This is a genomic window from Paraburkholderia sp. Tr-20389, assembly GCF_017104565.1.
Classification (GTDB): Bacteria; Pseudomonadota; Gammaproteobacteria; order Burkholderiales; family Burkholderiaceae; genus Paraburkholderia.
This window is the reverse complement of record NZ_JAAGPD010000006.1, coordinates 248718-273981: the sequence shown is the minus strand read 5'-3', so window position 1 is coordinate 273981 and position 25264 is coordinate 248718. Positions and strand designations below refer to the sequence as shown.

Annotated in this window: 20 protein-coding genes; 12 read left to right on the top strand and 8 right to left on the bottom strand. The window is 62.0% G+C overall.

What is annotated here, in order from left to right; all coding sequences use genetic code 11:
• Positions 1-56: 56 nt before the first annotated feature.
• The 3 genes from G3N95_RS10200 (at position 57) to G3N95_RS10190 (ending at position 3647) form a co-directional block, all read left to right on the top strand.
• Positions 57-770: a response regulator transcription factor gene (locus G3N95_RS10200; RefSeq protein ID WP_205969862.1), complete on the top strand. Its 714-nt coding sequence runs from the start codon at positions 57-59 to the stop codon at positions 768-770.
• On the top strand, positions 767-2161 hold the full coding sequence (locus G3N95_RS10195) for an ATP-binding protein (protein ID WP_205969861.1): 1395 nt from the start codon (positions 767-769) through the stop codon (positions 2159-2161). The genes G3N95_RS10200 and G3N95_RS10195 overlap by 4 nt, the downstream gene beginning before the upstream one ends.
• 145 nt (positions 2162-2306) lie before the next feature.
• On the top strand, positions 2307-3647 hold the full coding sequence (locus tag G3N95_RS10190; protein WP_205969860.1) for a chloride channel protein: 1341 nt from the start codon (positions 2307-2309) through the stop codon (positions 3645-3647).
• A gap of 45 nt (positions 3648-3692) precedes the next feature.
• On the opposite strand, the gene G3N95_RS10185 is transcribed toward G3N95_RS10190, so the two are convergent.
• Entirely contained in the window at positions 3693-5420 is a 1728-nt protein-coding gene (locus G3N95_RS10185; protein ID WP_205969859.1) for a methyl-accepting chemotaxis protein, read from the bottom strand.
• A 151-nt stretch (positions 5421-5571) separates the two neighbouring features.
• Positions 5572-6504, bottom strand: coding sequence for a LysR family transcriptional regulator (locus G3N95_RS10180; protein ID WP_205969858.1), 933 nt, complete (start codon positions 6502-6504; stop codon positions 5572-5574).
• 143 nt (positions 6505-6647) lie between these two features.
• On the opposite strand from G3N95_RS10180, the gene G3N95_RS10175 reads away from it, so the two are divergent.
• The 3 genes from G3N95_RS10175 (at position 6648) to G3N95_RS10165 (ending at position 10142) form a co-directional block, all read left to right on the top strand.
• Positions 6648-7976 carry an MFS transporter gene (locus G3N95_RS10175; protein WP_205969857.1) on the top strand — a complete coding sequence of 443 codons (1329 nt, stop codon included), beginning with the start codon at positions 6648-6650 and terminating at the stop codon, positions 7974-7976.
• A gap of 78 nt (positions 7977-8054) precedes the next feature.
• Entirely contained in the window at positions 8055-9575 is a 1521-nt protein-coding gene (locus tag G3N95_RS10170) for a M81 family metallopeptidase (RefSeq protein ID WP_205969856.1), read from the top strand.
• A gap of 90 nt (positions 9576-9665) precedes the next feature.
• The gene (locus G3N95_RS10165; RefSeq protein WP_205969855.1) at positions 9666-10142 is read left to right on the top strand and encodes an NUDIX hydrolase; all 477 of its coding nucleotides are present in this window, start codon (positions 9666-9668) and stop codon (positions 10140-10142) included.
• Between the two features lie 35 nt (positions 10143-10177).
• Here the strand turns inward: G3N95_RS10165 and G3N95_RS10160 are convergent, their stop codons facing one another.
• A complete protein-coding gene (locus G3N95_RS10160; protein ID WP_205969854.1) occupies positions 10178-10705 on the bottom strand; it encodes an NUDIX hydrolase in 528 nt (175 codons plus the stop codon).
• A gap of 262 nt (positions 10706-10967) precedes the next feature.
• Between G3N95_RS10160 and G3N95_RS10155 the strand changes: the two genes are divergently transcribed.
• The 5 genes from G3N95_RS10155 to G3N95_RS10135 all read left to right on the top strand — a co-directional run bounded on the left by G3N95_RS10155 (position 10968) and on the right by G3N95_RS10135 (position 16487).
• Complete coding sequence (locus tag G3N95_RS10155) at positions 10968-11789, top strand: DeoR/GlpR family DNA-binding transcription regulator (protein WP_205969853.1); 822 nt, start codon at positions 10968-10970, stop codon at positions 11787-11789.
• A 93-nt stretch (positions 11790-11882) separates the two neighbouring features.
• Positions 11883-12869, top strand: a complete 987-nt coding sequence (locus G3N95_RS10150; protein ID WP_205969852.1) for a sugar kinase — start codon at positions 11883-11885, stop codon at positions 12867-12869.
• Entirely contained in the window at positions 12862-14145 is a 1284-nt protein-coding gene (locus G3N95_RS10145; RefSeq protein ID WP_205969890.1) for a D-tagatose-bisphosphate aldolase, class II, non-catalytic subunit, read from the top strand. The genes G3N95_RS10150 and G3N95_RS10145 overlap by 8 nt, the downstream gene beginning before the upstream one ends.
• A 146-nt stretch (positions 14146-14291) precedes the next feature.
• Entirely contained in the window at positions 14292-15068 is a 777-nt protein-coding gene (locus G3N95_RS10140; protein WP_205969851.1) for an L-iditol 2-dehydrogenase, read from the top strand.
• An 84-nt stretch (positions 15069-15152) separates the two neighbouring features.
• Entirely contained in the window at positions 15153-16487 is a 1335-nt protein-coding gene (locus G3N95_RS10135) for a sugar ABC transporter substrate-binding protein (RefSeq protein ID WP_205969850.1), read from the top strand.
• 70 nt (positions 16488-16557) lie between these two features.
• On the opposite strand, the gene G3N95_RS10130 is transcribed toward G3N95_RS10135, so the two are convergent.
• The 5 genes from G3N95_RS10130 to G3N95_RS10110 form a co-directional block, all read right to left on the bottom strand.
• Entirely contained in the window at positions 16558-17316 is a 759-nt protein-coding gene (locus G3N95_RS10130; protein ID WP_205969849.1) for a hypothetical protein, read from the bottom strand.
• A 28-nt stretch (positions 17317-17344) separates the two neighbouring features.
• The gene (locus G3N95_RS10125; RefSeq protein WP_241018349.1) at positions 17345-19675 is read right to left on the bottom strand and encodes a TonB-dependent receptor; all 2331 of its coding nucleotides are present in this window, start codon (positions 19673-19675) and stop codon (positions 17345-17347) included.
• A gap of 272 nt (positions 19676-19947) precedes the next feature.
• A complete protein-coding gene (locus G3N95_RS10120) occupies positions 19948-20934 on the bottom strand; it encodes a FecR family protein (RefSeq protein ID WP_205969847.1) in 987 nt (328 codons plus the stop codon).
• 4 nt (positions 20935-20938) lie between these two features.
• Positions 20939-21451, bottom strand: a complete 513-nt coding sequence (locus G3N95_RS10115) for a sigma-70 family RNA polymerase sigma factor (RefSeq protein ID WP_205969846.1) — start codon at positions 21449-21451, stop codon at positions 20939-20941.
• Positions 21452-21809: 358 nt separating this feature from the next.
• On the bottom strand, positions 21810-22502 hold the full coding sequence (locus tag G3N95_RS10110; protein WP_241018348.1) for a DUF2325 domain-containing protein: 693 nt from the start codon (positions 22500-22502) through the stop codon (positions 21810-21812).
• A gap of 576 nt (positions 22503-23078) precedes the next feature.
• On the opposite strand from G3N95_RS10110, the gene G3N95_RS10105 reads away from it, so the two are divergent.
• A complete protein-coding gene (locus G3N95_RS10105) occupies positions 23079-25259 on the top strand; it encodes a TonB-dependent receptor (RefSeq protein WP_205969845.1) in 2181 nt (726 codons plus the stop codon).
• Positions 25260-25264: the final 5 nt, after the last annotated feature.

Here is a 25264-nt window from a genome sequence, read left to right as displayed (position 1 = left end):
GCGCGCTGGGCGGCATCCGCGAGGCGACGACGTCACGAAGGGAAGAAGAGCTTTTGATGGACCACATACTTGTCGTCGACGACGATCCGAACATTCGCCAGCTGCTCGGCGACTATCTGCGCAGCATGGGCTATCAGGCGACGACGGCCACCGGCGGCGCGCAGATGAAGCAGATCGTCGCGACCTTGCCCGTCGATCTCGTGGTGCTCGACCTGATGCTCGACGGTGAAGACGGACTCGAACTCACGCGCGAACTGCGCCGCGAGCGCGGCATGCCGATCGTCATCCTGAGTGCGCGCGGCGGTTTGCTCGACCGCATACTCGGCCTCGAAATGGGCGCGGACGACTATCTGCCCAAGCCCTTCGATCCGCGTGAACTGGTCGCAAAGATCAAGTCGGTGTTGCGCCGCTCGCGCAGCATGCCGGGCGCGCGTCCCGCCGATGCGGCCGCATTCATCGGCTTTGCCGGCTGGCGACTCGATACGCGCATGAAGCAGATGCTGTCGCCGGATGGCGTGGTCGTGTCGTTAGGCGGCTCCGATTACCGCACGCTGCGCACGCTGCTCGATCATCCCAACCGGCCGCTGTCGCGCGAGTTCCTGCTCGATCATGTGTTCGACAAGGAGCACACGCCGCTCGACCGCTCGATAGACGTCTGCATCAGCCGTCTGCGTCATCATCTGAAGGACGCGGCACGCAGCGCCGAGCTGATCCGCACGGTGCGCAACGAGGGCTACATGCTGGTCGCGGACGTCACGTACGAAGCATGAAACTGCATCTTTGGCCCGATTCGCTGTTCGGGCGGCTCGTGACGATACTCGCCGTCGGCATGTTCGCCGGGCAGTTGCTGACCAGCACGATCTGGTTCGACACGCACGACAACCGCACGCTTGAAATCCCTGCGCGCCTGTTCGCGAGCCGTCTCGCGGATACGGTCAGGCTGCTGCAACACGTACCCGATGCAGCGGCGCGCGACGGCATCGTGCATCGGTTGGCGGACGCGCGTTACCGGCTGCAATGGATCGACACGCCGCAGACCGTACAACCTGCATCGCTCGCGCAACGCTCGGTGAGCGATCTGATTTCCGGGGTGGTCCGCCGGCGTCTAGGCGAGCCTGTCGAAGTGCGCGTGATCGACGCCGAGATGCGCGACGAAGCGCGCAAGCACAAAGGCATTCTGAGTCTCTTCGATTCGCGCATGCCGACGGGCGATTTCCACGTGCAAATGAAGCTGCCCGATGCACGCGAAGGCGTCTGGCTCGACGTGCAGGCGAACGAAGGGCAGGCGGGCATGCAGAGCGAGCCGGGTTCGCTCGTGGTCGACTATCTGGTGCGGATCTATCTGATCCGCTTTGTCGCCATCTGCTTGCTGGCGTTCGTCGCCGTGCGCTTCGCGGTGCAGCCGCTGCGCGATCTCGCGAAAGCCGCCGATGCGCTCGGCCGCAATATCTATCGGCCGCCGCTGCCCGTCAGCGGTCCGCTCGAAGTGCGCAGCGCGGCCATGTCGTTCAATTCGATGCAGCGTCAGTTGACGGAGAGTCTCGCCGAACGCACGCGCTTTCTGACCGCGGTGTCGCACGATCTGCGTTCTCCGCTGACGCGCCTGCGACTGCGCACGGAGATGCTGCCCGACGCACAGTGGCGCGAGCGTCTGCGCGGCGATCTCGATGACATGGAGGCGATGGTGCGTGCGACGCTCGATGCCGTGCAAGGCATCGAGGTGACGGAAGACCGCCGCGACATCGATCTCGATTCGATGCTCGAAGGGCTCGCCGAAGATGCACGCGACGCGGGCCACATGGTCACGGTCGAAGGCAGCGCGGCGCGGCCCGTTGCGGGTTTTCCGCGCAATCTGAAGCGCTGTTTGCAGAACCTGCTCGACAACGCGATTTTCCATGGCGGCGAGGCATCGATTCACGTCACCGACGACGGTCGCGCAGTGCGCGTCGCGATCCGCGACAACGGGCCGGGCATTCCTGACGAAGCGATGCTCGCGCGCGTGTTCGAGCCGTACTTTCGCGGCAAGGCGGCGAGCGGCGGCACGGGTCTCGGACTGACGATCGCGCAAAGCATCGCCGCGACGCACGGCGGCACGCTCACGTTGCGTAATCGCACGTCGGGCGGGCTCGAAGCGGAGCTGATTTTGCCGCGCGAATCGTGAGATCGACGGCGGTGAGCCGCGTAGCACAAGGCTTCGCCAGTCTATTCTCAGGATGCATCAATTGAGTGAATAAAGTTGTTTGATGTATTTAGGGGAAAACCCTATAGTAGGCGGCTCATAGGGTTTAATCGCGAGCCACGTCGTCATGCCGTCCTTCATCACACTCGAACGCAAATCGCTGGCGCGCCTCGCCGCCGTTACCGTTCTGACGGGCGTCGGTGCGGGGTTGGGCGGCATGCTGCTCGCGCTGCTGCTGCACGCAATCCAGCATGTCGCCTATGGCTACAGCCTCCATGCGATCGTCGGCGGCGAGAGTTTCCTGGAAGGCGTGAGCGGCGCGTCGGCTGAACGGCGCGTGCTCGTGATGAGCGTCTGCGGTTTGATTGCCGGATTCGGCTGGTGGGCGGTGCGGCGTTTCGGTCAGCCGCTTGTCAGCATCAGGCAGGCGGTGAAATCGCCCGACGCGCGCATGCCGATGCTGAGCACGCTCGCCCATGCACTGCTGCAAATCGTGACGGTCGCGCTCGGCTCGCCGCTGGGCCGCGAAGTCGCGCCGCGCGAAGTCGGTTCGCTGGTGGCGGGCTGGTTGTCGCGCGTGGCGGGTCTGTCGGCGAACGAGACGCGCGTGATGATCGCGTGCGGTGCGGGCGCCGGCCTTGCCGCCGTGTATAACGTGCCGCTCGGCGGCGCCGTGTTCGTGCTCGAAGTGCTGCTCGTCACCTTCGATACAACCACGGTCGCGATTGCGCTCGTGACGTCGGTGATTGCGGCCGTCGTCGCGTGGATCGGGCTCGGCGACGAGTCGCAGTACGCGATTCCGTCGTTCGCGTTGAGCGGCAGTCTCGTTGCGTGGTCGGTGGCTGCGGGTCCGCTGTTCGGCATCGCCGCCTACGCGTTTTCGCGCTTCATGGAGCGCGCACGCAATGCAGCGCCCGGTGCAGGCTGGCTGACGATTCCTCTCAACGTGCTCAATTTCGCGGCGATCGGCGTGCTCGCCGTGCACTTTCCGCAATTGCTCGGCAACGGCAAGGGCACCGCGCAACTCGGGTTCGACGGTCAGTTGAGTATCGGGCTCGCGGCTGCGCTGCTCGCGTTGAAGGTTGCCGTCAGCGCAAGCAGTTTGCGAGTCGGCGCGCATGGCGGTCTGCTGACGCCTGGCTTGACGGTGGGCGCGCTGCTTGCCGTCGTGCTCGGCGGCGCGTGGAATCTGATTGGCGCAAGCGTGCCGACGGGCGCGTTTGCACTGGTCGGTGCGACGGCGTTTCTCGCTTCGTCGATGAATATGCCGATCACCGCGATCGTGCTCGTCGCCGAGTTCACGCACCTCGGACACGACATGCTGTTCCCGGTGGTGTTCGCGGTGGCGGGCTCAGTCGGTGCGAGCCGTCTGTGCGCGATGATGGCGAGCCGGGCGAGCGCCGCAGCGACGCATGCCGTGCGTGAGCGGACGGCTGCGATGAAGCTGCTGCCCGTCACGCATAAGTGAATATCGATTGGCGCATCGCGTGGCGTAGCCCGGATGCGCCGTTCTTCAGAACGTTTCCCAGTCGGCTTCGGCGCGGCTCATAGCCGGTTCGGCTTTTGGCGCAGCAGAGACGTGCGGTTTTGCGGGCGCTGCGCTGCGCGGCTTCGCCGGCATGGAGACTGCGGCGCGTGCAACGTGCTTCGATGCCGAAGGCGCAAGCGTCGTTCTGGTCTCTTGCGCAGCGGGCAGACGGAACGTCGACACCAGCTCGCGCAGCGTGGAAGCTTGCGATGCCATCGACTGCGCAGCCGCCGATGCTTCTTCGACGAGCGCCGCATTCTGCTGCGTCACTTCATCCATCTGCGAGATCGCGACGTTGACCTGTTCGATGCCGCGATGCTGTTCACCCGATGCAGCGCTGATTTCGCCCATCAGGTCGGATACCTGACGCACCGATTGCACGATCTCGCCCATCGTGCGGCCGGCTTCGTCGACGAGCGCGGTGCCGCTGTTCACGCGATTCACCGATTCGTCGATCAGATCCTTGATTTCCTTCGCCGCCGACGCGCTGCGCTGCGCAAGCGTACGCACTTCGCCCGCGACGACTGCGAAGCCACGGCCCTGTTCGCCGGCGCGTGCTGCTTCGACGGCCGCGTTCAGCGCGAGAATGTTGGTCTGGAACGCGATCCCTTCGATCACCGAGATGATCTGCGCGACCTGCTGCGAGCTGTTCGAGATGTCGCGCATCGTGTCGACCACGCGGCTCACGACGTCGCCGCCGCGCGCCGCCGTATCCGAAGCGCGCGCAGCGAGCGCGTTGCCCTGGTTGGCGTTCTCGGCGTTCTGCTTGACGGTCGAAGTCAGCTCTTCCATGCTCGCGGCCGTTTCTTCGAGCGATGCAGCCTGTTCTTCCGTGCGCTGGCTCAGGTCGGTGTTGCCCGCCGCGATCTCCGACGAGCCCGTCGCGATGCTTTCGCTGCTCGAACGCACACGGCCCACGGTATCCAGCAGACGTTCGTTCATGTTGCGCAGCGCGTCGAGCAACTGGCTCAACTCGTCCTTGCCGTCGACGTGAATGACGGCCGTCAGATCGCCGCGTGCGACGGTTTCGGCCACTTCGACGGAGCGCCGCAGCGGTCCCGTGATCGAACGCGTAATGACGACGGCGATCCATGCGCCCAATGCCAGCGCGAGCGCCGCGAGCAGCAGGGTCCACATGCGCGCGCTGCGGAACGCGTCGCCTGCCTTCGCCACTTCTGCCGTGGAGCCGTCGTGATTCAGCTTGATGTCGCTGTCGATCAGATCGAGCGTCGCTGTGAAGCGCTTTGACCCTTCCGTTGCGGTCAGTTGCCGTGCTTCCGTTGCGCTTTCGCTGCCCGCGTCGATGAGCTTGGTGACCTTGTCGTCGACTTCCAGATAGCTGGACCACGAAGATTTGACGCTGTCGAAAAGCCGCTGTTCTTCCGGCGACGAAACCAGCTTCGAATAACCGTCCAGAGACGACGCGACCGCGCTGACAGCTGCCGTGTGCTGCGCGCGCGTGGCGCTCATCTGGTTGGCATCCGTGGCGAGCAGTTCGCGCAGCGACAGGCGCCGCACGTCGTCGACGCGGCTGCGCAGCGTGCCCAGTGCTTCGACGCTCGGAAGCCAGTTGCTTCCGATCTCATTGGTGCCGTCATAGATACGCGACGCTTGCAGCAAACCAATACCGCTGATCGCGCAGAGAAGAATCAGAACGATTGCAAAGCCCGCGCCCAGGCGCGGACCGATTTTGAATGTATTGAGGAACGCCATTGCTTTGCCGTTGGTACATGTTGACTGACAAGTCTCTTATCGGCCGGCCTGTACGCGTTCTCCAATAAAGTTTCAAAGATGACGGATAGCCAACGGGCATACTGCTGACGTATTACGGGGGACGGATCTCGTGAAAGGTTACGGAGATATTTCAGCCTTCCTCCGTCGCTGCATCGCGCGCGAACATTGACATCTCGCGCAAGATCCATTCGAGCAGTTCGTTCGCGGCGGCGGCGAGCGGCCGTCCCGACTTCACGAGCAAGCGTGCTTTTGCGCCCTGAAACAAGGGGTGATCGATGGGAACGATCGCGAGTTCTTCCGCTTCGAGTTCGCGGTACGCGGCGAACTCGCCGATCAGCGTCACGCCGTCGCCATGCGCGACGAAGCGCTTGAGCGCGGTCAGCGAATTGCTGGTGAGCGTCGCGCGGATTTCGATGTTTTCCGCGAACTCCAGCATCTTCGCGGCGTGGCCGATGCCGAACGTGGCGGGCATCAACGCCAGCGGCCATTCGAGCAAATCCATCACGCTCGCCGGACCGCCGCGCTGCGCCAGCGGATGATCGCGCCTCACCAGCAGCACGACGGGCTGCGCCGAACTCGCGCGATACTCGATGCGCGGATGCGGCGGCGGATTGTACGCAAGCCCGATATGCGCACGGCTATCGGCGACCTGGTTCAGCAGATCGTCGACCGCGAGGATTTCGAGGCCGACATCGAGCATCGGATACTTCGCGCAGAAGGGCGCGATCACTTCCTCGACCAGCGGATCGACGTAGCCCTCGCTGACCGCCAGTTGCACCTGGCCTTGCTGAAGCCCCTTCAGCAAATGCAGTTGGTCTTCGAGCTTTTCCTGTTGTGAACGGTAGCCGCGCCAGAATTCGAGCAGATGCGCGGCGGCCTCGGTCGGCTTGACGCCGCGCGCTTCTCGCTCGAACAGCGTCGTATCCAGTTCCTCTTCGAGCAGCCTGATTTGCCGCGTGATCACGGAAGGCGAGGTGTTCAGGCTGTCCGCCGCGCCGCGAATGGTGCCGTGCGTCAGCACCTCATGAAAGTAGCGCAGCCTTTGCTGGTTGATTTCCCGCATGACGAGCGTCTCCAGGGACGATTAGCGAAGCGTTGCCTTCCAGGCAACGAAGCGTGAACTTAGTTGCTCTTGCTCGCGGTTTTTTACCCCGACAACATGGCGGAACGCAAGCACGGGTACGAAACCCGACACCGGAGACGCACATGACAGCGATACAAACCCTGAGGGAGAACGATGCCGTTCGGGCCCTCTACAACCGGCTCAACTGGCGGTTGCTGCCGTTTCTTCTCGCCTGCTACATGTTTGCGTATCTGGATCGCGTGAACGTCGGTTTCGCGAAGCTGCAGATGCAAAGCGATCTCGGCTTCTCCGATGCGGCGTATGGCGTCGGCGCGGGCATCTTCTTTCTCGGCTATGTGCTGTTCGAATTGCCCAGCAACCTGCTGCTGCCGAAAATCGGCGCGCGCAAGACGTTCAGCCGCATTCTGGTGCTGTGGGGGCTGACGTCGGCGTGCATGCTGTTCGTGCACAACGTGCCGATGTTCTACGGCATGCGCTTTCTGCTCGGCATCTTCGAAGCGGGCTTCGCGCCGGGGATGATCTACTACCTGTCGTGCTGGTACGGACCGACGCGCATGGCGCGCGCCATCGCGATCGTGTTTCTGGCCGGGCCGCTGGGCGGCATCGTCGGCGGGCCGTTGTCGGCATGGCTGATATCCGCGTTCTCGGGCGTCTACGGTCTCGCCGGCTGGCAATGGATGTTTCTGATAGAAGGCTTGCCGTGCATCGCGCTCGGCGTGCTCACGCTGTTCGTGCTGTCGAATCGTCCCGCCGACGCGCGCTGGCTGAACGCCGACGAAAAGCAGCTGCTCGAAAGCGAAACGGGCGTGGCGCACGCACACAATCATTCGTTCAAGGCCGTGGCGCGCGATCCGCGCATCTACGTGCTCGCGTTCGCGTACTTCTCGATCATCTTCCCGATCTACGCGATCAGCTTCTGGCTGCCGACGCTGATCAAGGAGCAGGGCGTCAGCGACACGCTGCGTCTCGGCTGGTACGCGGCGATTCCGTATGTCGCGGCGGGGATCGCGATGTATGTCGCGGGACGCAGCTCGGACCGCACGGGCGAGCGGCGCCTGCACTGCGCGGTGCCCGCGCTGACGGGCGCGCTGCTGCTGGTGGCGTCGATCTTCACGCAGGGCAATCTGTTCGCGACGCTCGCGCTCCTGACGGGCGCCACCGCGATGATGTGGATGGCCTACACGGTGTTCTGGGCGATGCCGGGCGAGTACATCAAAGGTCCGGCGGCGGCGGGCGGGATTGCGCTGATCAACACGATCGGGTTGTCGGGCGGTTTCTGGGGGCCGGCGGCGATCGGCTGGGCGCGCACCGCGACGGGCAACTCGCATCTCGCGCTGGTCGTGATGGCGTGCATGCCGGTGATCGCGGGCCTGCTGATTCTCGCCAGCCGTCAGAGCCGCAAGCCCGCTCACGACGCGGCTGAGCTGGCGCTGAGCCCCGAATCGAACTGACGGCATCCGAATTACGTTCGAATGCCATTCGAGTCTCAATCGACTCAAGCGCAACGAGTACGAGGACGCAACCCCATCATGAAGATCCTGATCGCCGGTTTTCAACACGAGACCAACACCTTTGCGCCGACCAAGGCGTCGTACCAGAGCTTCATTCAGGGCGAAGGCTTTCCGCCTTTGTCGCGCGGCGCCGACGTGCTCGCGCTGCGCGACGTGAACGTGCCGATCGGCGGCTTCATCCACGCCGCGCAAAGAGCAGGTCACGAACTCATTCCCGTGATCTGGGCGGGCGCGAGCGCGTCCGCGCACGTGACGGAAGACGCATATGAACGCATTGCCGGCGAGATCGTCGATGCCGTGCACGCGGGAGGCTTCGACGCGATCTATCTCGATCTGCACGGTGCGATGGTCGCCGAACATATCGATGACGGCGAAGGCGAGTTGCTGGCGCGCGTGCGTGACATCGTCGGGGCTGCAGTGCCGCTCGTCGTGTCGCTCGATCTGCATGCGAACGTGACGGACCGGATGCTGGAACTCGCGGATGCGATCGTTGCGTACCGGACGTATCCACATGTCGATATGGCCGAAACGGGCGAGCGCGCCGCCGCGCTGCTCGATACAGTAACGACCGACAGGCGCCCGCTGAAGCGCGTGTCGCGGCGCATTCCGTTTCTGATTCCGGTGAATGGCATGTGCACGCTCGTCGAACCCGCGCGCGGGATGTACGACATGCTGGCCGGGCTGGAACAGGGTGACGTTGCGTCGCTGTCGTTTGCGCCGGGATTTCCCGCCGCCGATTTTCCCGAATGCGGACCGGTGCTGTGGGCATATGGCTATGACGAAGACGCGCTCACCCGCGCGATCGATACGCTGTACGAGCGCATGCTCGCCGACGAATCGAAATGGGAAGTGCGCTTCCTGTCGCCCGATGAAGCCGTGTCCGAAGCATCGCGTCTCGCGCGGCACGCGGACAAGCCCGTCATCATCGCCGATACGCAGGATAACCCGGGCGTGGGCGGCGACTCGAACACGATGGGCATGGTGCGCGCGTTGCTGAAGCATCGCGTCGAGGGCGCAGCGGTCGGTGTGATATGGGACGCAGACGCAGCGGCAGCGGCGCATCGCGCGGGTGTCGGCGCGCGTATCGAACTCGCGCTGGCAGGGCGTTCGGGCGTGCCGGGCGACGAACCGCTGCACGGCGTGTTCGAAGTGGAGTATCTGTCGGACGGACGCTTTCGCTTCGACGGTCCGATGATGCACGGCATGCAGGGCGATCTCGGGCCGGTTGCGTGTCTGCGGATCGGCGGCGTGCGGATCGTCGTCAGCACGATCAAGATGCAGATCTTCGAACGCAACTTTTTCCGCGTCGCGGGAATCGAGGCCGAGGCGATGAAGATACTCGTGGTCAAAAGCTCCGTGCATTTTCGCGCGGACTTCCAGCCGGCTGCGCACGCGGTTCTGGTGGCGAAAGCACCAGGGCCGATGGCCGCCGACCCCGCTGATTTGCCCTGGCAGCGACTTGCGGCGCACATGCGTGTGCGGCCTCTCGGACCAGCGTTTGGCGAGCGGCGTGCTGTGGCGGAGGCTCAGTTGCCGTAAGCGATTTCATACGTTGAATACGCTTGCATGCGTGCGCCGTTTCGGGCGAAATGGCGCATCCTTCCTGTTCGGACGCATGCACTCACACCGATGATCTCATTCGAAACGGACGGCCATCGTTTCAATCTGCGTGCCGTCGCGGTGATCGTATCCGGCGATCACGTGCTGCTGCATATGCTGGAAGGCGACACATACTGGTCGCTGCCGGGCGGCCGCGTCGAAGCGGGCGAGGATGCCGCCACGGCCGTCGCGCGCGAAATGCGCGAAGAGCTGGATGTTGCCGTTTCAGTCGGACGGTTGCTGTGGATCGTCGAGAACTTCTTCACGATCGGCGATCGTCCTTATCACGAAGTCGGCCTGTACTTCTCTGCCAAAGTGCCGCTCAACGCTGCCATTCTCGAACTGGATGCGCGCCACGTTGGGGACGAACAGGGCCGCAGGCTGGAGTTCGCGTGGTTCAAGCGCAACGAACTGGCGAGCATCGACGTGCGTCCGGCTTTCTTGCGCGACGCGCTCGCTCAGGAGACGCTCCAGTTCGCTCACGTCGTCAGTCGCGATGTGATATGAGCGATACCGATTCCGTCCGTCTCGATACACTCAACTCAGCCTGACGACGGACCGTTCTTCGCAGGCTCTTTATGCAGCCCGCTGCGATCTCCGCGAAGAAACACAGCAACGGGCGCTGTCAGTGCAATGCTTTGCAATTCTTCCGGCGATACCAGACGCGCGGCGACGATCTCGCGATTATCGAGCCGCAGGTCGGGCAAGCGATCGAGGTGCAGCTCGAAGAAGTACACCCTGTCTCTTCGTCCGTCACACATGCCGATGACCTCTCCCGTGGGGACCAACGGGCACGACGAGAGACCAATCTCTTCCTCCAGTTCGCGCTGCGCTGCCACCTCGGGTGTTTCGCCGCGATGGATGCTGCCGCCAGGCAAACCCCACTCGGCCCGGTACGAGGTCTTCACCAGCAGCAGCTCCCGCCCGACGTAGATCGTCACTAGCGCGCCCTCATGGTGAGGCCGTCGAATGTGCCACCAGACGCGAGCGAGTTGAAACCCGAGCCGAAGCACGACGCGCCAGACGAAGTCGACAAACATGGCCGCTCGGGATCGCTCAAGACTCGGCATGCGGTCTCCTTTCGTTCGATGGTCAGAGGGGTTTTCCGTCAGCCGCGCGTGCGGCCTGGATCGCTCGGTGTGGGTCACACCGCCATTTGCGAACCGTAGTGTAGCGGGAGGCGGCTGCTACCGCCGACTTCTGACATCGGCCGAAAGGAGCAGTAGATCCGGGCAAACCCTGGCAAAAAACCAGAAAATTCGCTTTGACCTTCTTTCGACTCGAAACTAAACTCTTTCGAAACAAAAGTGTTTTCTTTCGAGATCCGGAGTCATGCTGGCAAACAAGAGTTCCCTCAGGCGGCGGCTGCAAATCGTCGAACTGGTACGCAAACGCGGCGAAGTATCGGTCGAAGAGCTCAGCCAGGCGTTCGACGTGTCGAGCGTCACGATCCGGACCGACCTGACTTACCTCGAGCAGCAGCGCTACCTCGTGCGCTCGTTCGGCAAGGCCCGTTATCTGGCGCAGAAGCCCGGTGAAAACGTGCTGGTGCCCATCGCCGACGGCGCGACCCGCAAGGCCTCCGAGACGACGATCGCCCGTTTTGCCGCCGAAACCGTCGACGATCACGAGTCGCTGATGCTGGGCACCGGCGAGATCGTTCACAAGATCCTGCCGTTCCTCTCCGACCGGTCGAATCTCGCCTTGTTGATGCAGGACGTCGGCATGGCGCAGACGGCGCAGCGCTTCCTGCATTGCGAACTCGTGCTGACGGGCGGCCAACTGGAACAGGGCGCGACCGCCATGACGGGGCCTGACGCGGAGTCCTCCGTGACGCGCCGATCGATCGATCTTTGCTTTCTCGAGGCGTCCGGCCTCGACCGGGACGGCAACCTGCTTTGCGCCGACCCGGCCGTCGCGCGTGTATTCCAGGCAGCACGTCAGGCAGCCAGCCGGACGATCGTGGTGGCGTACCAGCCGCAACTCAACGAGCGCGAAGGTGAAGTCTTCGCAAACGTCGCCGACGTCGATGCGCTGCTGATCGATGACGGAATCGACCCACCGACGATGGAGCTGATGCCTCGCAAGGGTCTTCAACTGCATCGAAGGGACAGCGGAATTCTGGAGTTTCGAAAGCCATCGTCTGGCGCTTGAATCTGCGGGGTGTTCCGTACTTTTGCCAACTGATCGTGAAGGGCGTCGTCATTCCCGCCGCCGTTTGCATCGACGTTCGAACGAAGAAGCGCCATGTCCAACACTGAACTGCATCAAGCCGGCAAGTCCGGCTACATCCTGACGATGGGCGAAATCCTCGTCGAAATCATGGCCACCGAGCGCGGACAATCGTTCCGCCGGCCGGGCACGCTGATCGGTCCATACGCGAGCGGTGCGCCCGCCATCTTCATCGATCAGGTGGCGAAGGTCGGTAGTCGCTGCGCGATGATCGGCTGCGTCGGCGACGACGACTTCGGCGTACTCAATGTCGAACGCTTGCGTGCGGACGGCGTGGATGTGTCGGGCATTTCCGTCATCAAGACGGCGACGACGGGCAGTGCGTTCGTCACATATCGCGAGGACGGCGATCGCGACTTCATCTACAACATCGCGAATAGCGCATCGGGTCATCTGTCGGTAGGCAACATCCGCGACGATCTGCTGAAGCGCTGCAATCATTTTCACGTGATGGGTTCTTCGCTGTTCTCGTTCCGCATCATCGAAGCGATGAAGAAAGTGATCGAGACCGTCAAGGGACATGGCGGCACGGTGAGCTTCGATCCGAACATCCGCAAGGAGATGCTCCGCATTCCGGAGATGCGCGAGGCGCTCGATTTCATCCTCGACTACACCGATGTGTTCTTGCCGAGCGGTCATGAGGTGATGCTGCTTGCCAGCGCGAGCAATGAACAGGGCGCCGTCGAAGAACTGTTGAAGCGAGGCGTGCGCGAAGTCGTGGTCAAGCGAGGAAAAGACGGATGCAGCTACTACGACGGTTCGAGCGCGATCGATCTTCCCGCTGTACCTGTTCAGGAGGTCGATCCGACGGGCGCGGGCGACTGCTTCGGCGCGACGTACATTGCGTGCCGCGCACAAGGCTTCGGAATCGAGAAGGCGCTTGGCTATGCATGCGCGGCCGGCGCGCGAGCCGTCACGTTTCGCGGGCCCATGGAAGGAACGGCGACGCTGGCAGAACTCGACGCATTCATCGCGAACCCTTCGGAGCACAGTCATGACTAACGTGGTATCGCGCCTCGCTCGTGATGCAGAGGCGGCGAAGCGGCTCAAGGGGATCTATTCGATCTGCTCGGCGCATCCGTGGGTATTGAGCGCCGCCATGAAACAGGCGCTCGATGACCACACGCCGCTGTTGATCGAATCGACCTCGAATCAGGTGGATCAGTTCGGCGGCTACACCGGCATGAAGCCGACCGATTTCGTGCGCTTCGTCCATCTGATCGCGGATCGCGTGGGTCTGCCGCGCGAGAGGCTGATTCTCGGCGGCGATCATCTCGGCCCGAATGCGTGGCGCAACCTGCCCGCGGAGGAGGCGATGCAACGCGCGGACGCACTCATCGACGCTTACGTGTCGGCCGGCTTCACCAAAATTCACCTCGATACCAGCATGAGTTGCGCAGGCGACCCAGCCCCTCTCTCGGACGATGTCGTAGCCGAACGCGCTTCGCGACTGTGCGCGGTCGCGGAAGCCGCTGCCGAACGCGAGGGCCGGACCGAAAGGCCCGTCTATATCATCGGCACCGAGGTGCCGGTTCCGGGTGGCGCTGCCGAAGAACTGGACACTGTCGAGGTTACCCACGCCAGCGCCGCGCTGGATACCGCCGCGGTTCATCGCAAGGCGTGGCACGATCGCGGCCTCGACGAAGCGTGGCAACGCGTGATCGCGCTTGTCGTTCAGCCGGGCGTCGAGTTCGATCATACGAAGGTCGTGGACTACAAGCCGCAGCTTGCCACCGAGCTTTCCGAAGTTCTCGAACGGTTGCCCGGCATGGTCTTCGAAGCGCACTCCACCGATTATCAGAAGCCTGAATCATTGGCCGCGCTCGTTCGCGACGGCTTCGCGATTCTGAAGGTCGGGCCTGGCGTGACCTTCGCGCTGCGTGAAGCACTCTATGCGCTTGCAGACATCGAGGCCGAGCTTATTGCGCCGGAAGCACGATCCAATCTTCGGCAGATAGTGGAAACAGTCATGCTTGCCAGGCCCGGTCACTGGGAGAAGTACTACCACGGCGACGAGCAGGAAAATCGGCTGCTGCGAACCTACAGCTACAGCGACCGGGTGCGCTATTACTGGGCGGACCCGGAGATCGACGCTGCCGTCAACAAGCTGATCAGCAATCTGACGGGGGTCGCCATTCCGGAAAACGTGCTGAGCCGCTACCTGCCCGAACAGTACTGGCAATTCAGGCGCGGAGCGCTCGACGCGACGCCGATGAGCCTTATCCAGAGCAGGATTCGCGAAGTCATAGGCGTGTACGCCGCCGCGTGCAAGGCGTAACGGTTTCCCGAATGGGCGAGATCGAAAGCCTCAACGCAACCTGAATCATTCGTCTTCGTCCATCAAACCACACGATATGTGTAGTACTCCGTATTTGTATGAGATTGCGGGAATCGATCGCGATGTCCCATAAGAGGAGATGCAGCATGCAACTGGAAGACAAGATTGCCATCGTCACAGGTGGTGGAACGGGCATCGGAGAATCGGTGGTGCGCCGATATCTGGCGGAAGGTGCGAAGGTCGTCGTCGTGGATGTCAAGGCGAAGCCCGAACTCGAAGCGACCTACGCGGATGCCGACAACGCCAGTCTGCTGCTGCTTCAGGCAGACGTCACGAAGCGCGACAGCATCGAAACGATCGTGTGCTCGACGATTGACCGGTTCGGTCGCATCGACATTCTCTTCAACAATGCAGCGGTATTCGACATGCGCCCTCTACTCGACGAGTCGTGGGACATCTTCGACCGGGTTTTCGCCGTGAATGTGAAGGGCATGTTCTTCCTCATGCAGCGTGTCGCCCAGCAGATGGTCGAGCAGGGCGGTGGCGGCAAGATCATCAACATGGCGTCTCAGGCGGGGCGTCGGGGCGAAGCGCTCGTGTCGCATTACTGCGCGAGCAAGGCTGCCGTCATCAGTTACACCCAGTCCGCAGCGCTCGCGCTTGCGCCGCATCACATCAACGTCAACGGAATCGCACCCGGCGTGATCGATACGCCGATGTGGAAAGAGGTTGATGCGCTCTTTGCGCGATACGAAAACCGTCCGCTCGGAGAGAAGAAGCGTCTGGTCGGCGAGGCGGTTCCGCTCGGCCGGATGGGCCGGCCGGACGAGTTGACCGGCGCAGCGGTGTTCCTCGCTTCCGCAGATGCGGACTACATCACCGCTCAAACGCTGAACGTGGACGGCGGCAACTGGATGAGCTGATCCACGCAGGCAGGATGCCGCTTCAAGCGCGGCGTCACAGTGTAGTAGTCCCGAACCGAAGCCAACAAACGAATGGAGACAGACATGAAGATGCAAGCCCCAACGCGCCGCGCGCTTCTCCGCAAAGCGCTGTTCGCTGGCGTGACCCTTTGCGCAGCCCACCTGGCAAATGCTGCGACGGTCACGATCGCAACCCTCAACAATCCGGACATGCTCGAACTCAAGAAGCTGTCCGCGAACTTCGAGAAGGCGAACCCGGACATCAAGCTGAACTGGGTGATTCTCGAGGAGAACGTACTTCGTCAGCGCGCGACGACCGACATCACGACGAACAGTGGACAGTTCGACGTGGTCGCGATCGGCACCTATGAAGCGCCGCAGTGGGGCAAGCGCGGTTGGCTCGCGCCGATGAACAACCTGCCAGCCGATTACGATCTCGACGACGTCGTCAAGACGGCACGAGACGGTCTGTCTTCGAATGGTCAGCTGTGGGCGCTGCCGTTTTACGTCGAGAGTTCGATGACTTTCTACCGCAAGGATCTCTTCGCGGCGAAAGGGCTCAAGATGCCTGATCAGCCGACCTACGACCAGATCAAGGAATTCGCCGACAAGCTGACCGACAAGGCAAACGGCACATACGGTATCTGCGTGCGCGGCAAGGCGGGCTGGGGCGAAAACATGGCGTACGTCTCGACGGTCGTCAATACCTTCGGCGGGCGATGGTTCGATGAGAACTGGAAGGCGCAGATCGACACGCCCGAATGGAACAAGGCCATTACGTTCTACTCGGACCTGCTGAAGAAAGACGGGCCGCCGGGAGCCAGTTCGAACGGCTTCAACGAGAACCTCACGTTGATGTCATCGGGAAAATGCGCGATGTGGATCGACGCGACGGTCGCGGCCGGCATGCTCTACAACAAGGCGCAGTCGCAGGTCGCCGACAAGGTGGGTTTCGCCGCTGCGCCCGTTGCGGTGACGCCGAAGGGCTCGCACTGGTTGTGGTCGTGGTCGTTCGCAATTCCGAAAACCTCGAAGTCACAGGATGCGGCAAAGAAGTTTGCCGAGTGGGCGACGTCGAAGCAATACATCGAACTGGTCGCGAAGGATGAAGGCTGGGCGTCGGTTCCGCCGGGCACGCGCAAGTCGACCTATGCCCGTCCGGAGTACAAGCAGGCCGCACCGTTTGGCGACTTTGTGCTGAAGGCAATCGAAACAGCGAATCCGAACGATTCGACGCTCAAGAAAGTCCCGTACAGCGGCGTGCAATTCGTCGGTGTCCCCGAGTTTCAGTCGTTCGGTACGGTCGTGGGGCAGTCTATTGCCGGGGTGGTCGCCGGGCAGACGGACGTTGCATCGGCTCTGAAAGCGGGTAATGCTGCCGCCGATCGGGCGGTGCGCCAGGCGGGCTATCAGAAGTAAGGGTTTGCAAAGACAAGGCGCCGGCAAATGCCGGCGCCTCCGTGAACTCCGTGTGCCTTACGAGAAATGTCTATCGTCCACGAGCCCAGTCGATCGCGGCATCGAACAAACGCTGCCCTGATGGAGAGAGGTTCGTAAATGAATCGTTGCTCATGAAGAACATCACGCGACGGGCCGGCGCGAGCGTTTCATAGTCCATCGTTGCGCCTGCTTCATAGGCGAAGATCGCGGCCTTGTCAGGCTGACCGTATACGGTTGCGATGATGGATGCGCCGAGACCAGGCTTGCCCCAACTCATTGCGGCCTGCTTGCCGTACACGTTGACGGTTCCTGCGGCAAGACCCGCGGAAATCGGATGAGGCGCATTCACGAGCCACAGATAACGCTCTTTTTCTGTCTCGCCGAAGTCGACATCGTGCCGCTTGCCGCTCATCGCCAGATCGTCGAGCAGATCGTTTTCCCAGGTGACGAGCGGCACGGGCAGCGCTCGCCATTCGGGAAGCACATCCTTCGACGACACCGTCGACGAAATGATGATCAGACTCGCGTCGCGTGCGAGATCGGGACGGTAGTTCTGGTCGACGAGTTGAACTGGATAGCCACGTTCACCGAGGTGGGCCGCGATCCGCTCATCGACCGCGACGTTGGGTCCGTTCAGTTGCACGACCATGACGATCTTGTTGCGTGATTCGACGGTGCTGGCGCGGGAAATGGCGGGTACAACGGAAGCGGTTGCCAGACCCAACGCGGAAAGCAGCGTCCTGCGCCGGGTTTGATCGACAGGATGACACTCGCGATTCGGGTTGTTCGGCGCGTTCTTGCGTTTCATGACAGGTTCCCTTGTTGTGCGTGCCCGTTCAGAACTCGAGCGTGGAAAGCAGCGAAACCTGCCGCGCGTCGCCGACGGCAACGAAGTATCGGTTGGCGCTGGACGGGTAATAGGTCTTGTTGAACAGGTTCTTCACGTTCAGCTGAAACGAGAGATTGCGTCCGCCCCATTTCGTGCTGTACGTCGCGAATGCATCGGCAACGGTGTAAGCGGGCAGCGTGAAGCTGTTCGCAGAATCGCCCGGACGTTCGCCGACGTAGTGTGCGCCGGCGCCGACACGCAACTGGTCACCGCCGAAGATCGCGCCGAAGTCATAGACGGCAGCAAGCGATGCCGTATGCTGCGCGACGTTCCACAACCGGTTGCCTGCATAGAGCGGGTCTTCCGTGGTTTTGGCGTCGATATAGGCGTAGCTCGCGATGACGCTCCAGTGCTGTCCGATCTGCCCGGCGACATCCAGTTCGACACCGCGCGAACGCGCTTTTCCGGAAGTTCTCCAGTCCGTTTGCTTGGTCGTGTCGTTGTACTGCGAGACCAGCACGTTCGATTTGTCGATGTTGAACAGCGCGAGCGTGCCCGTCAGCCCGGCCGGCATCGCGACTTTCGCGCCGACCTCCCAAGAGGTCGCTTCTTCCGGCAGCACTGATGAGTCGATCACGACGCCGGTGCTGAGCGGTGCAATCGTCGACGTCGGTTTCAGCGATTGCGTATAGCTTGCGTAGAGCGAAAAGTTCTCGGTCCACTTGTAGACGATGCCCGCGCGCGGCAACCATTTGGTCCCGTTCAGATCGGTGTTGATCTGAAACGGACGACCGCGTCCCGCGACCTGGTTATACGAGAGAAAGCGCGCGCCGCCGACCAGTATCCACTTGTCGGTGAGATGCAGGCTGTCCTGAAAGAACACCGATGCATCGTGCAACGTGTCCGTTTGATCGCTGTCGCTCGCGGATACTGTCGTCGACGGGCTTTCGAGGCCATACACGGGGTTCAGATAGTTGAACGTGTATTTCGTTGCCTGCCGCAGCAGATCTTTCCGATAGATGCGCCGGTATTCGTCGTCGACACCGACCTGCAGATCGTTGCGAAAACCGGCCACGGTGAAGTGTCCGTCGATATACGCAATCGCATAGCTGTCCGTGCTGAGTGCGCCATGCGTCGCGTCGTTGCTGCGCGAGAGCACGCCTGTCGTGCTGTTGACGCCTTGCACGCGCAACTGGCCGGCATCGTAGGTTTCGCGGTTGTAGCTATAGCCGAAATGTGCCTTCCAGTTCGCGTTGATCTGGTGATCGACACTCAACTGCGCGAGATGCGACTCGCCGTCCATTTCGTTGGACGGCTCGTCGAGACGTTCGCGCGCGGGAATCGCCAGCGGTTGATTGGTCTTTGGATCAAGCGCGGTGCCGCGATCGAACGGGTAGAGGAACTGCCTGTATTCATAGGACAGCACGACCTGCGTATCGCGCCCATACCACGCCAGCGATGGCGCAACGAGCGTTTCGCGATGCTCGCCGAAGTTGCGCCAATACTGCTCATCCGTGTGGTCGACGATGAGGCGGTATGCGAGTCCCGAATCGCCGACTGGACCTGTCAGATCGACAGTGCCGCCCGCGCCATTACGGCCGTGACCGTAGGTCGAACCGAGCAGCGAGACGGCATGATAAGGCGTGAGCAGTGGCTGCTTGCTCACCACATTGACGACGCCGCCCGGGTCCATGATCCCGTAGAGCAGGGACGACGGCCCTTTGAGCACTTCGACGCTATCGGCGGCCGCATTGAGGCCGCGGCCTTGCACGAGCGGCATGCCGTTGTGCATGATCGACCCATCGCGATTGCCGCCGAAGCCGCGTTTGAGCAGCGTGTCCTGCGTGCCCGCGAGCGTGTTGCCCTGGACGATGCCGCTCACGTTCGCCAGCGCGTCGTCGAGATTGCGCGGACGTTGATCGCGCAGCACCTGGGCCGGGACGGTATTGATGGCTTGCGGCGTGTCGATCACGGGGATGTCGGAGCGCGTCACGTTCGCTTCGGCGGGCGGCCTGTAGCTGCCCGCGCTGATTCCCGTCGAACTGACCTTGACGGCGGGCAGAACGGCACTGTCGTCCAGTTCGACATTGCTCGCGTCCTCGACGAGGGTGTAGCTGCCGTTCGTCTGCTGGAGCGCGGACACGCCCGATCCATGCAATAGACGGGTAAGACCTTGCTGCGTGTCGTATTCGCCGTGCAGTCCCGCGCTGTGACGATTCGCGGTGAGCGCGCTCGGGTACGACAGCATGATCCGGGCTTGCTGACCGAACTGGTTGAGCGCGGTTTCGAGCGGACCTGCGGCGATGTCGAAGGTCTTGCGCGGCGACGCTTTCGACATTTGCGTCGTGTCAGCTGAGACGGCAGGCGACGCAGCCGTCGCAAAGATCGTTGCAGCCGCAACGCCGATGATGTGCCGTTTGCGGACCGCTCGACGATGCGATGCGCGCCTGTGCTCATGCGTTTCAACGGCGGTGTTGGTCCAGGCCCTTGCAGAAAGTCCCATGTTTTACGAAGCTCGCGGAGGTAGATGATCTGGTGTTCTCATCTGCCTTGTCCCGCGAGAATCGAAAACAGCTCAATACCGGTGATTTTTTTAAGTGATTGATCGCGCTATGAATGCGCTGGCTTCACTGTGACCCAGTAGCGCGTGACGTACTCGAGTCTGACGGGCAGCGAACTGACTAGCGCGTTGAGCACCCGGTCCGTGTCCGCGAGCGGATAGGTGCCCGAGAGGCGGAAATCGGCGATCGACGGATCGCAGCGCAGATATCCGTCGCGATAGCGTGAAAGCTCCGACAGGAAGTCGGCGAGTCGCATATTGCTCGCGACCAGCATGCCTTGTGTCCATGCGGCTGCGTTCGCGCTGAACGGCTCTATCGGCATTGCCTGCGTCGACGTGAAGCGCATCTGTTCTCCGGCACGCACCACTTTGAACGCGTCTGGCGCAAGTGCAGGTTCTGCTTTGACCATGCCTTCGAACACGTCGATACGCGTGGTCGAGCTTTCCTCTCTGAGCGAGAAGCGCGTGCCGAGCGGTATCGCACGACCCTGCGCCGTTTGCGCGACGAATGGGCGAAGGGCTGGGCCTTCGTTGTGACCCGTGACGATCATGACTTCACCGCTAAGCAGAACGATGCGGCGTTCCGTGTCGGAGAAGCGGATATCGACGGCGCTTGCCGTATTGAGCGTGAGATGCGTGCCGTCGGTGAGCGTTACGTTGCGCTGCTCGCCCGTGCCCGTGCGCAGATCCGCGCTCCAGCTGCGCCACGCGGTCTGATCGCGCGCGACCCACGCTGTGCCGCCCGTAAAGAAGAGAAGAACGAGTGCCTTGACGCCGGCGCGCCGCGATGTCGAGCGCGGCCGCGTCAGTGCGGCGCGCGCTGCGCTCGCGCCTGAAGCTTCGTTGAGCGTCTGCAAGCGTTGGCTCACGGACTGGATGTGCCGCCACGCACGGTCGTGATCGACATGCTGCGTGCGCCATTGCTCGAAAGCGCGTCGCTGCGTATCCGTGGTTTCGCCGGATTGCAGGTCGAGCCACCACTCGACCGCGCTGCGCGCGACCTTCGGCTCGATGCCGGGAGGACTGTCGATCTTCACGCGCTCAATCCAGCTTCATCGCGAAGAAGCACTGCGCTGCCGCTTTCAGCAGATAGCGCTTCACGGTCGCAATCGAAATACGAAGAGTCGCGGCGATCTCCGCGTGCGTCGCGCCGTCGAGTTGCGACATCAGGAACGCACGTTTGATGGGCGCAGACAGGCCGTCGAGTAACGCGTCGATCTCACACAACGTTTCGAGCAGAACGGCGCGCTCTTCGGGCGAGGGTGCGAGCGATTCGGGCACTTGCGCCAGTGCTTCGAGATACGCGCGTTCGATCTGTTCGCGCCGCCAGTGATTGGCCAGCACGCGCTGCGCGACCGTCGTGAGGAAGGCGCGGGGTTCGAGCAGTTCGAGCGGCTCGTCGCGCGCAAGCAGGCGCATGAACGTGTCATGCGCAAGATCCGCGGCCCGATGCGCGCATCCCAGCTTGCGACGCATCCACGTATGAAGCCAGCCGTGATGGGCGACGTAGAGGTCTTCGACCTCGAGACGCAAAGAGAGATTGTCTGCCGACATTCGCGATCTTCCGCACGAAACAGTAAGCGAAAATGCAGGTTGGTAAATGAGAACTATTCCTATTGTCGCATAAGAACGATGCGGGCGGCATTCAATCTGAGCGTCGGCGCGCTATTGGAGTCCGGGCGGAGCGTGTGTCGTCTATCGTGGGCAGCACAATAAAAAACGGGCCCGGCAGCGATGCCGGGCCCTGAAAAAGGCGGTTTCGGAAAGCGATCAAACGTACCGACGTACTGTCGAGAGCCCCACCTCAACCACCTGCGTGGACGATGCTCCTCAGTGATGGAGAAGCTTAGGGGCTGATGCCTTAGCAAACTCTTAAGCCGGTGAGTCCAACGCAGGCTTTCGTGGCGACGGTTCAGGTCGTTGACGATGGATCGATTTCTTCGGGAGAGGAAAAGCCGAATAGACGTTGCAATGCGTCGGGCCGCTCGACCAGCACGCATTGTTTGCCGGTGCGCTTGCAATGGTCTTTGACGCGCCACCAGGCGTGGTGGCTTAAGCATCCTGTCTGGCAGATCACCAGATCGGCTTCGGCGAGGTCGGTATCGCGCACGATTGGGTTGACGCCCCCAACAGGCACGATGCGCGTACTCGCTTTGCCATCAACACGTTGACGCTGTTCGCATGCGGTGCCGTCTGCGCCAATCCAAAGAACGATCGTTTCGCGGCCTTGCGGGCGATGAACTGATGGTTCGCGCCTTGCCGGTGCATCGACCTGTTCTTGCCGGCCTGCACTCACTCCGTTGTGTTCGCGTGCAAGCGACTGGACACGCGATTCGAGATGCTGAACCTGACGTGCAAGAACGAGGCGAGTCGGCAGACCGGGCACGGCAGCCTTGATCGCTTCCATGTCTTCCAGCGCCCACGCGAGCGCCGTCTCTTTGATCATCGACGCTGCACGCAATCGCATCACCTCGGCTGCAAACGCGGCGATCGTCCGGTTCTGCTCGCCGATCAGTTGCGATATGCGTTGTTGAGCGCGCGCGTACTCATCGATGAGCGCAAGGTACTCCGCATCCGTTCTGCTCGTGAAGATGGCGTCAGGCATCGTGCGAGTGTCTTTCGATGACTGGGAAGCTGGCGGCGCGACAGTACATGTCGTTATCCGGATGTCACGCAACACTCGATAACCAGGACGCAAGCCGCACGACGCCGATGATCAAGCCTGCGCCTACGATTGCGAATCCAATCGCACGCCGGACATATCGTCTTGGCCGAATGTGCGCCTTCGTATCACTGATCGATACGTTCATGGTTTCGCTCCTGGTATCTACGTCGAGCAGCCTGACACGGTTGTCGGACTGTCCTTCAAGCGTTCGCGCAACCCGTCCTCCGCTTTGTCTGGCGATTCCATCATGCCACAAATTGTTATTAAATGCGAATGATTCGCGTTTAATATTGGGGCGAATCGCAGACGAGGCGTGCCCTTTCCGTCTTTGATGACGCGTTGCGGGGCGTCGCAAAACGCCAGGCGAGCGCGCCGCGCAGCGATCCATCCGTTGTCGCTCACACGCCACGTTCATTCAAACGACATTGCAATTGCGAATCGTTGTCATTACCATTTCGTCGAAAATTCCATCAACGATCGAACCAGGTGTTGTGCAGCCGCCTGCGATAACAACGAATGAAGATGTCACAGTCAAACCAAGCCATGCGCCTTACTCCTCGTTTCCGTCGTAACACGTCGATCCTCGGCGCTGCGCTGCTTGCCAGCGTCGGGCTGGTGTTGTCGACTGCTTCGTCGAGCGTCCGCGCGCAGGACGCCGTCACCGATAACGCCACGCTGCCGACCGTCAGCGTGAAAGCGTCTGCGGATACCGACGCGACGCAGGCCGAGAAGATCAACGGCGGCGCGCTCGGCACGCGCAAGCAGGTTGACACGCCGTTCTCGACGCACGTCGTGACCAGTGAAGAAGCCAAGGACCTGTTCGCGAACACCGCGAATGACCTGTTCCAGTACGATCCCGCCGTTTCGATCACGAGCACGAACGCGATCGGCGAAAACTCGATGTTCAACGTACGCGGCTTGCCGATCGACACGCTGAACAGCATCAAGGTCGACGGACAGAGCTTCCCGTCGTGGGACACGGATCTCGCACTCGAACCGTTCGAGCAGGTGGAACTGCTGAAAGGACTGTCCGGTTTCATGTACGGTTTCGGCTCGCCTGGCGGCATCGTCAACTACGTGCTCAAGCGCCCGACGGACACGCCTTATCGCAGCGTTTCTGTGGGCTACCAGTCGGCAGGCGTGTTCAGCGAGAAACTGGACGTCGGCGGCCGCTTCGGCAAGGACGACCGGTTCGGCTATCGCTTCAACCTCGTCAATGAAGACGGCAACACGGCCGAAGCGAACGGTCATTTGCGCCGCCAGGTTGCGTCGGCCGCGCTCGACTTCCGCATTACGCCGGACCTCACGTGGTCGGTCGATGCGTTCTACACGAAGCGCAAGCAGGAAGGCACGATTTTCGGCCTGATGTTCGGCTCGGACGCGGGTGGCATTCCGGACGCGAGTCTCGTCACGCATGACCTGTCGCAGCCGCAGAACTATTACCAGGTCGAAATGGCATCGTTTGGAACGGGCCTCGACTACCGTCTCTCCGAGAACTGGCGCGCCAGCGTGAAGTACCGCTTTGCGAAGGAAAACCGCACGAATTCGGACAGCCTGCTGTACGTCTACGACAACGCGGGCAACTACTCGAACACGCTGTATGCGGCGATGACGCGATACTTTTACCAGAACGTCGATGCGATGGTGGAGGGCAAGTTCAACACGGGCAGCATCAAGCACGACGTCGTGCTGGGCGCGGGATTCCAGTCGCAAGTCACCGAATACGACAACAGCGAAGGCTGGAACGTCGGCTACCCGCTCGGCATTGGCAACATCTACAGCAGCACGTACCTGACGAATGCCGATGTACACATCGGCGAGAATCTCTACAGGCAATCGCGCACGACGCAAGCGGCCGTCTACGCGAGCGATACCGTGCAATTCACGTCGCGCATCTCCGCGTTGCTCGGTTTGCGCTATACGCAGTTCCATCAGTTCACGTACGACCCGACGGGCGCGACCACGGCGAATTACGCTGCGTCGCCCGTGACGCCGACTGTGGCGCTGATGTACAAGACGGACCCGTATTCGACGCTGTACGTGAGCTACGTGCAGTCGCTCGAACAGGGCGGCTCGGCTGCGAATACGAACGTCAACTATCCGGCTACGTTCGGCCCGCTGCGCAGCAAGCAGTATGAAATCGGCTTCAAGACAGACCGAAGCAAGTGGGGTGCAAATATCGCGCTGTTCCGCGTCGATCAAGGCTACTACTACACGAACTCGGCCAACGTCTTCACGCAGGACGGCACCAAACGCTACACGGGTGTCGACGCGAGCGGCTGGCTTCAGTTGGCGAGCGACTGGCGCGTGATGGGCGGCGTCATGTGGCTCGATACCAAGGCAGTCGATATCGACGACCCGACCATCGAGGGCAAGCGAGTCTATGGCGCGCCGCGCTGGACGCTGACTGGCCGCGTCGAGTACAACCCGTCGTACATGCGACGCCTGACGCTCGCATTCGGTGGCCGCTATGTCAGCGACATGGCCGTCGATGCCGCCAACACGCAGTTCGTGCCCGCCTACACGGTGTTCGATCTGAGCGGCAAGTACGACACGCGCATCGCGGGCAAGGAAGTGACGTTCCGCGCGGGCATCAACAACGTGTTCAATCGTCGCTACTGGACGACGGCATGGGGCTACTACGTCAGTCCGTCCGCCACGCGTACGGCCGTCGCTAGCGCGACCATGCAGTTCTAACCGCG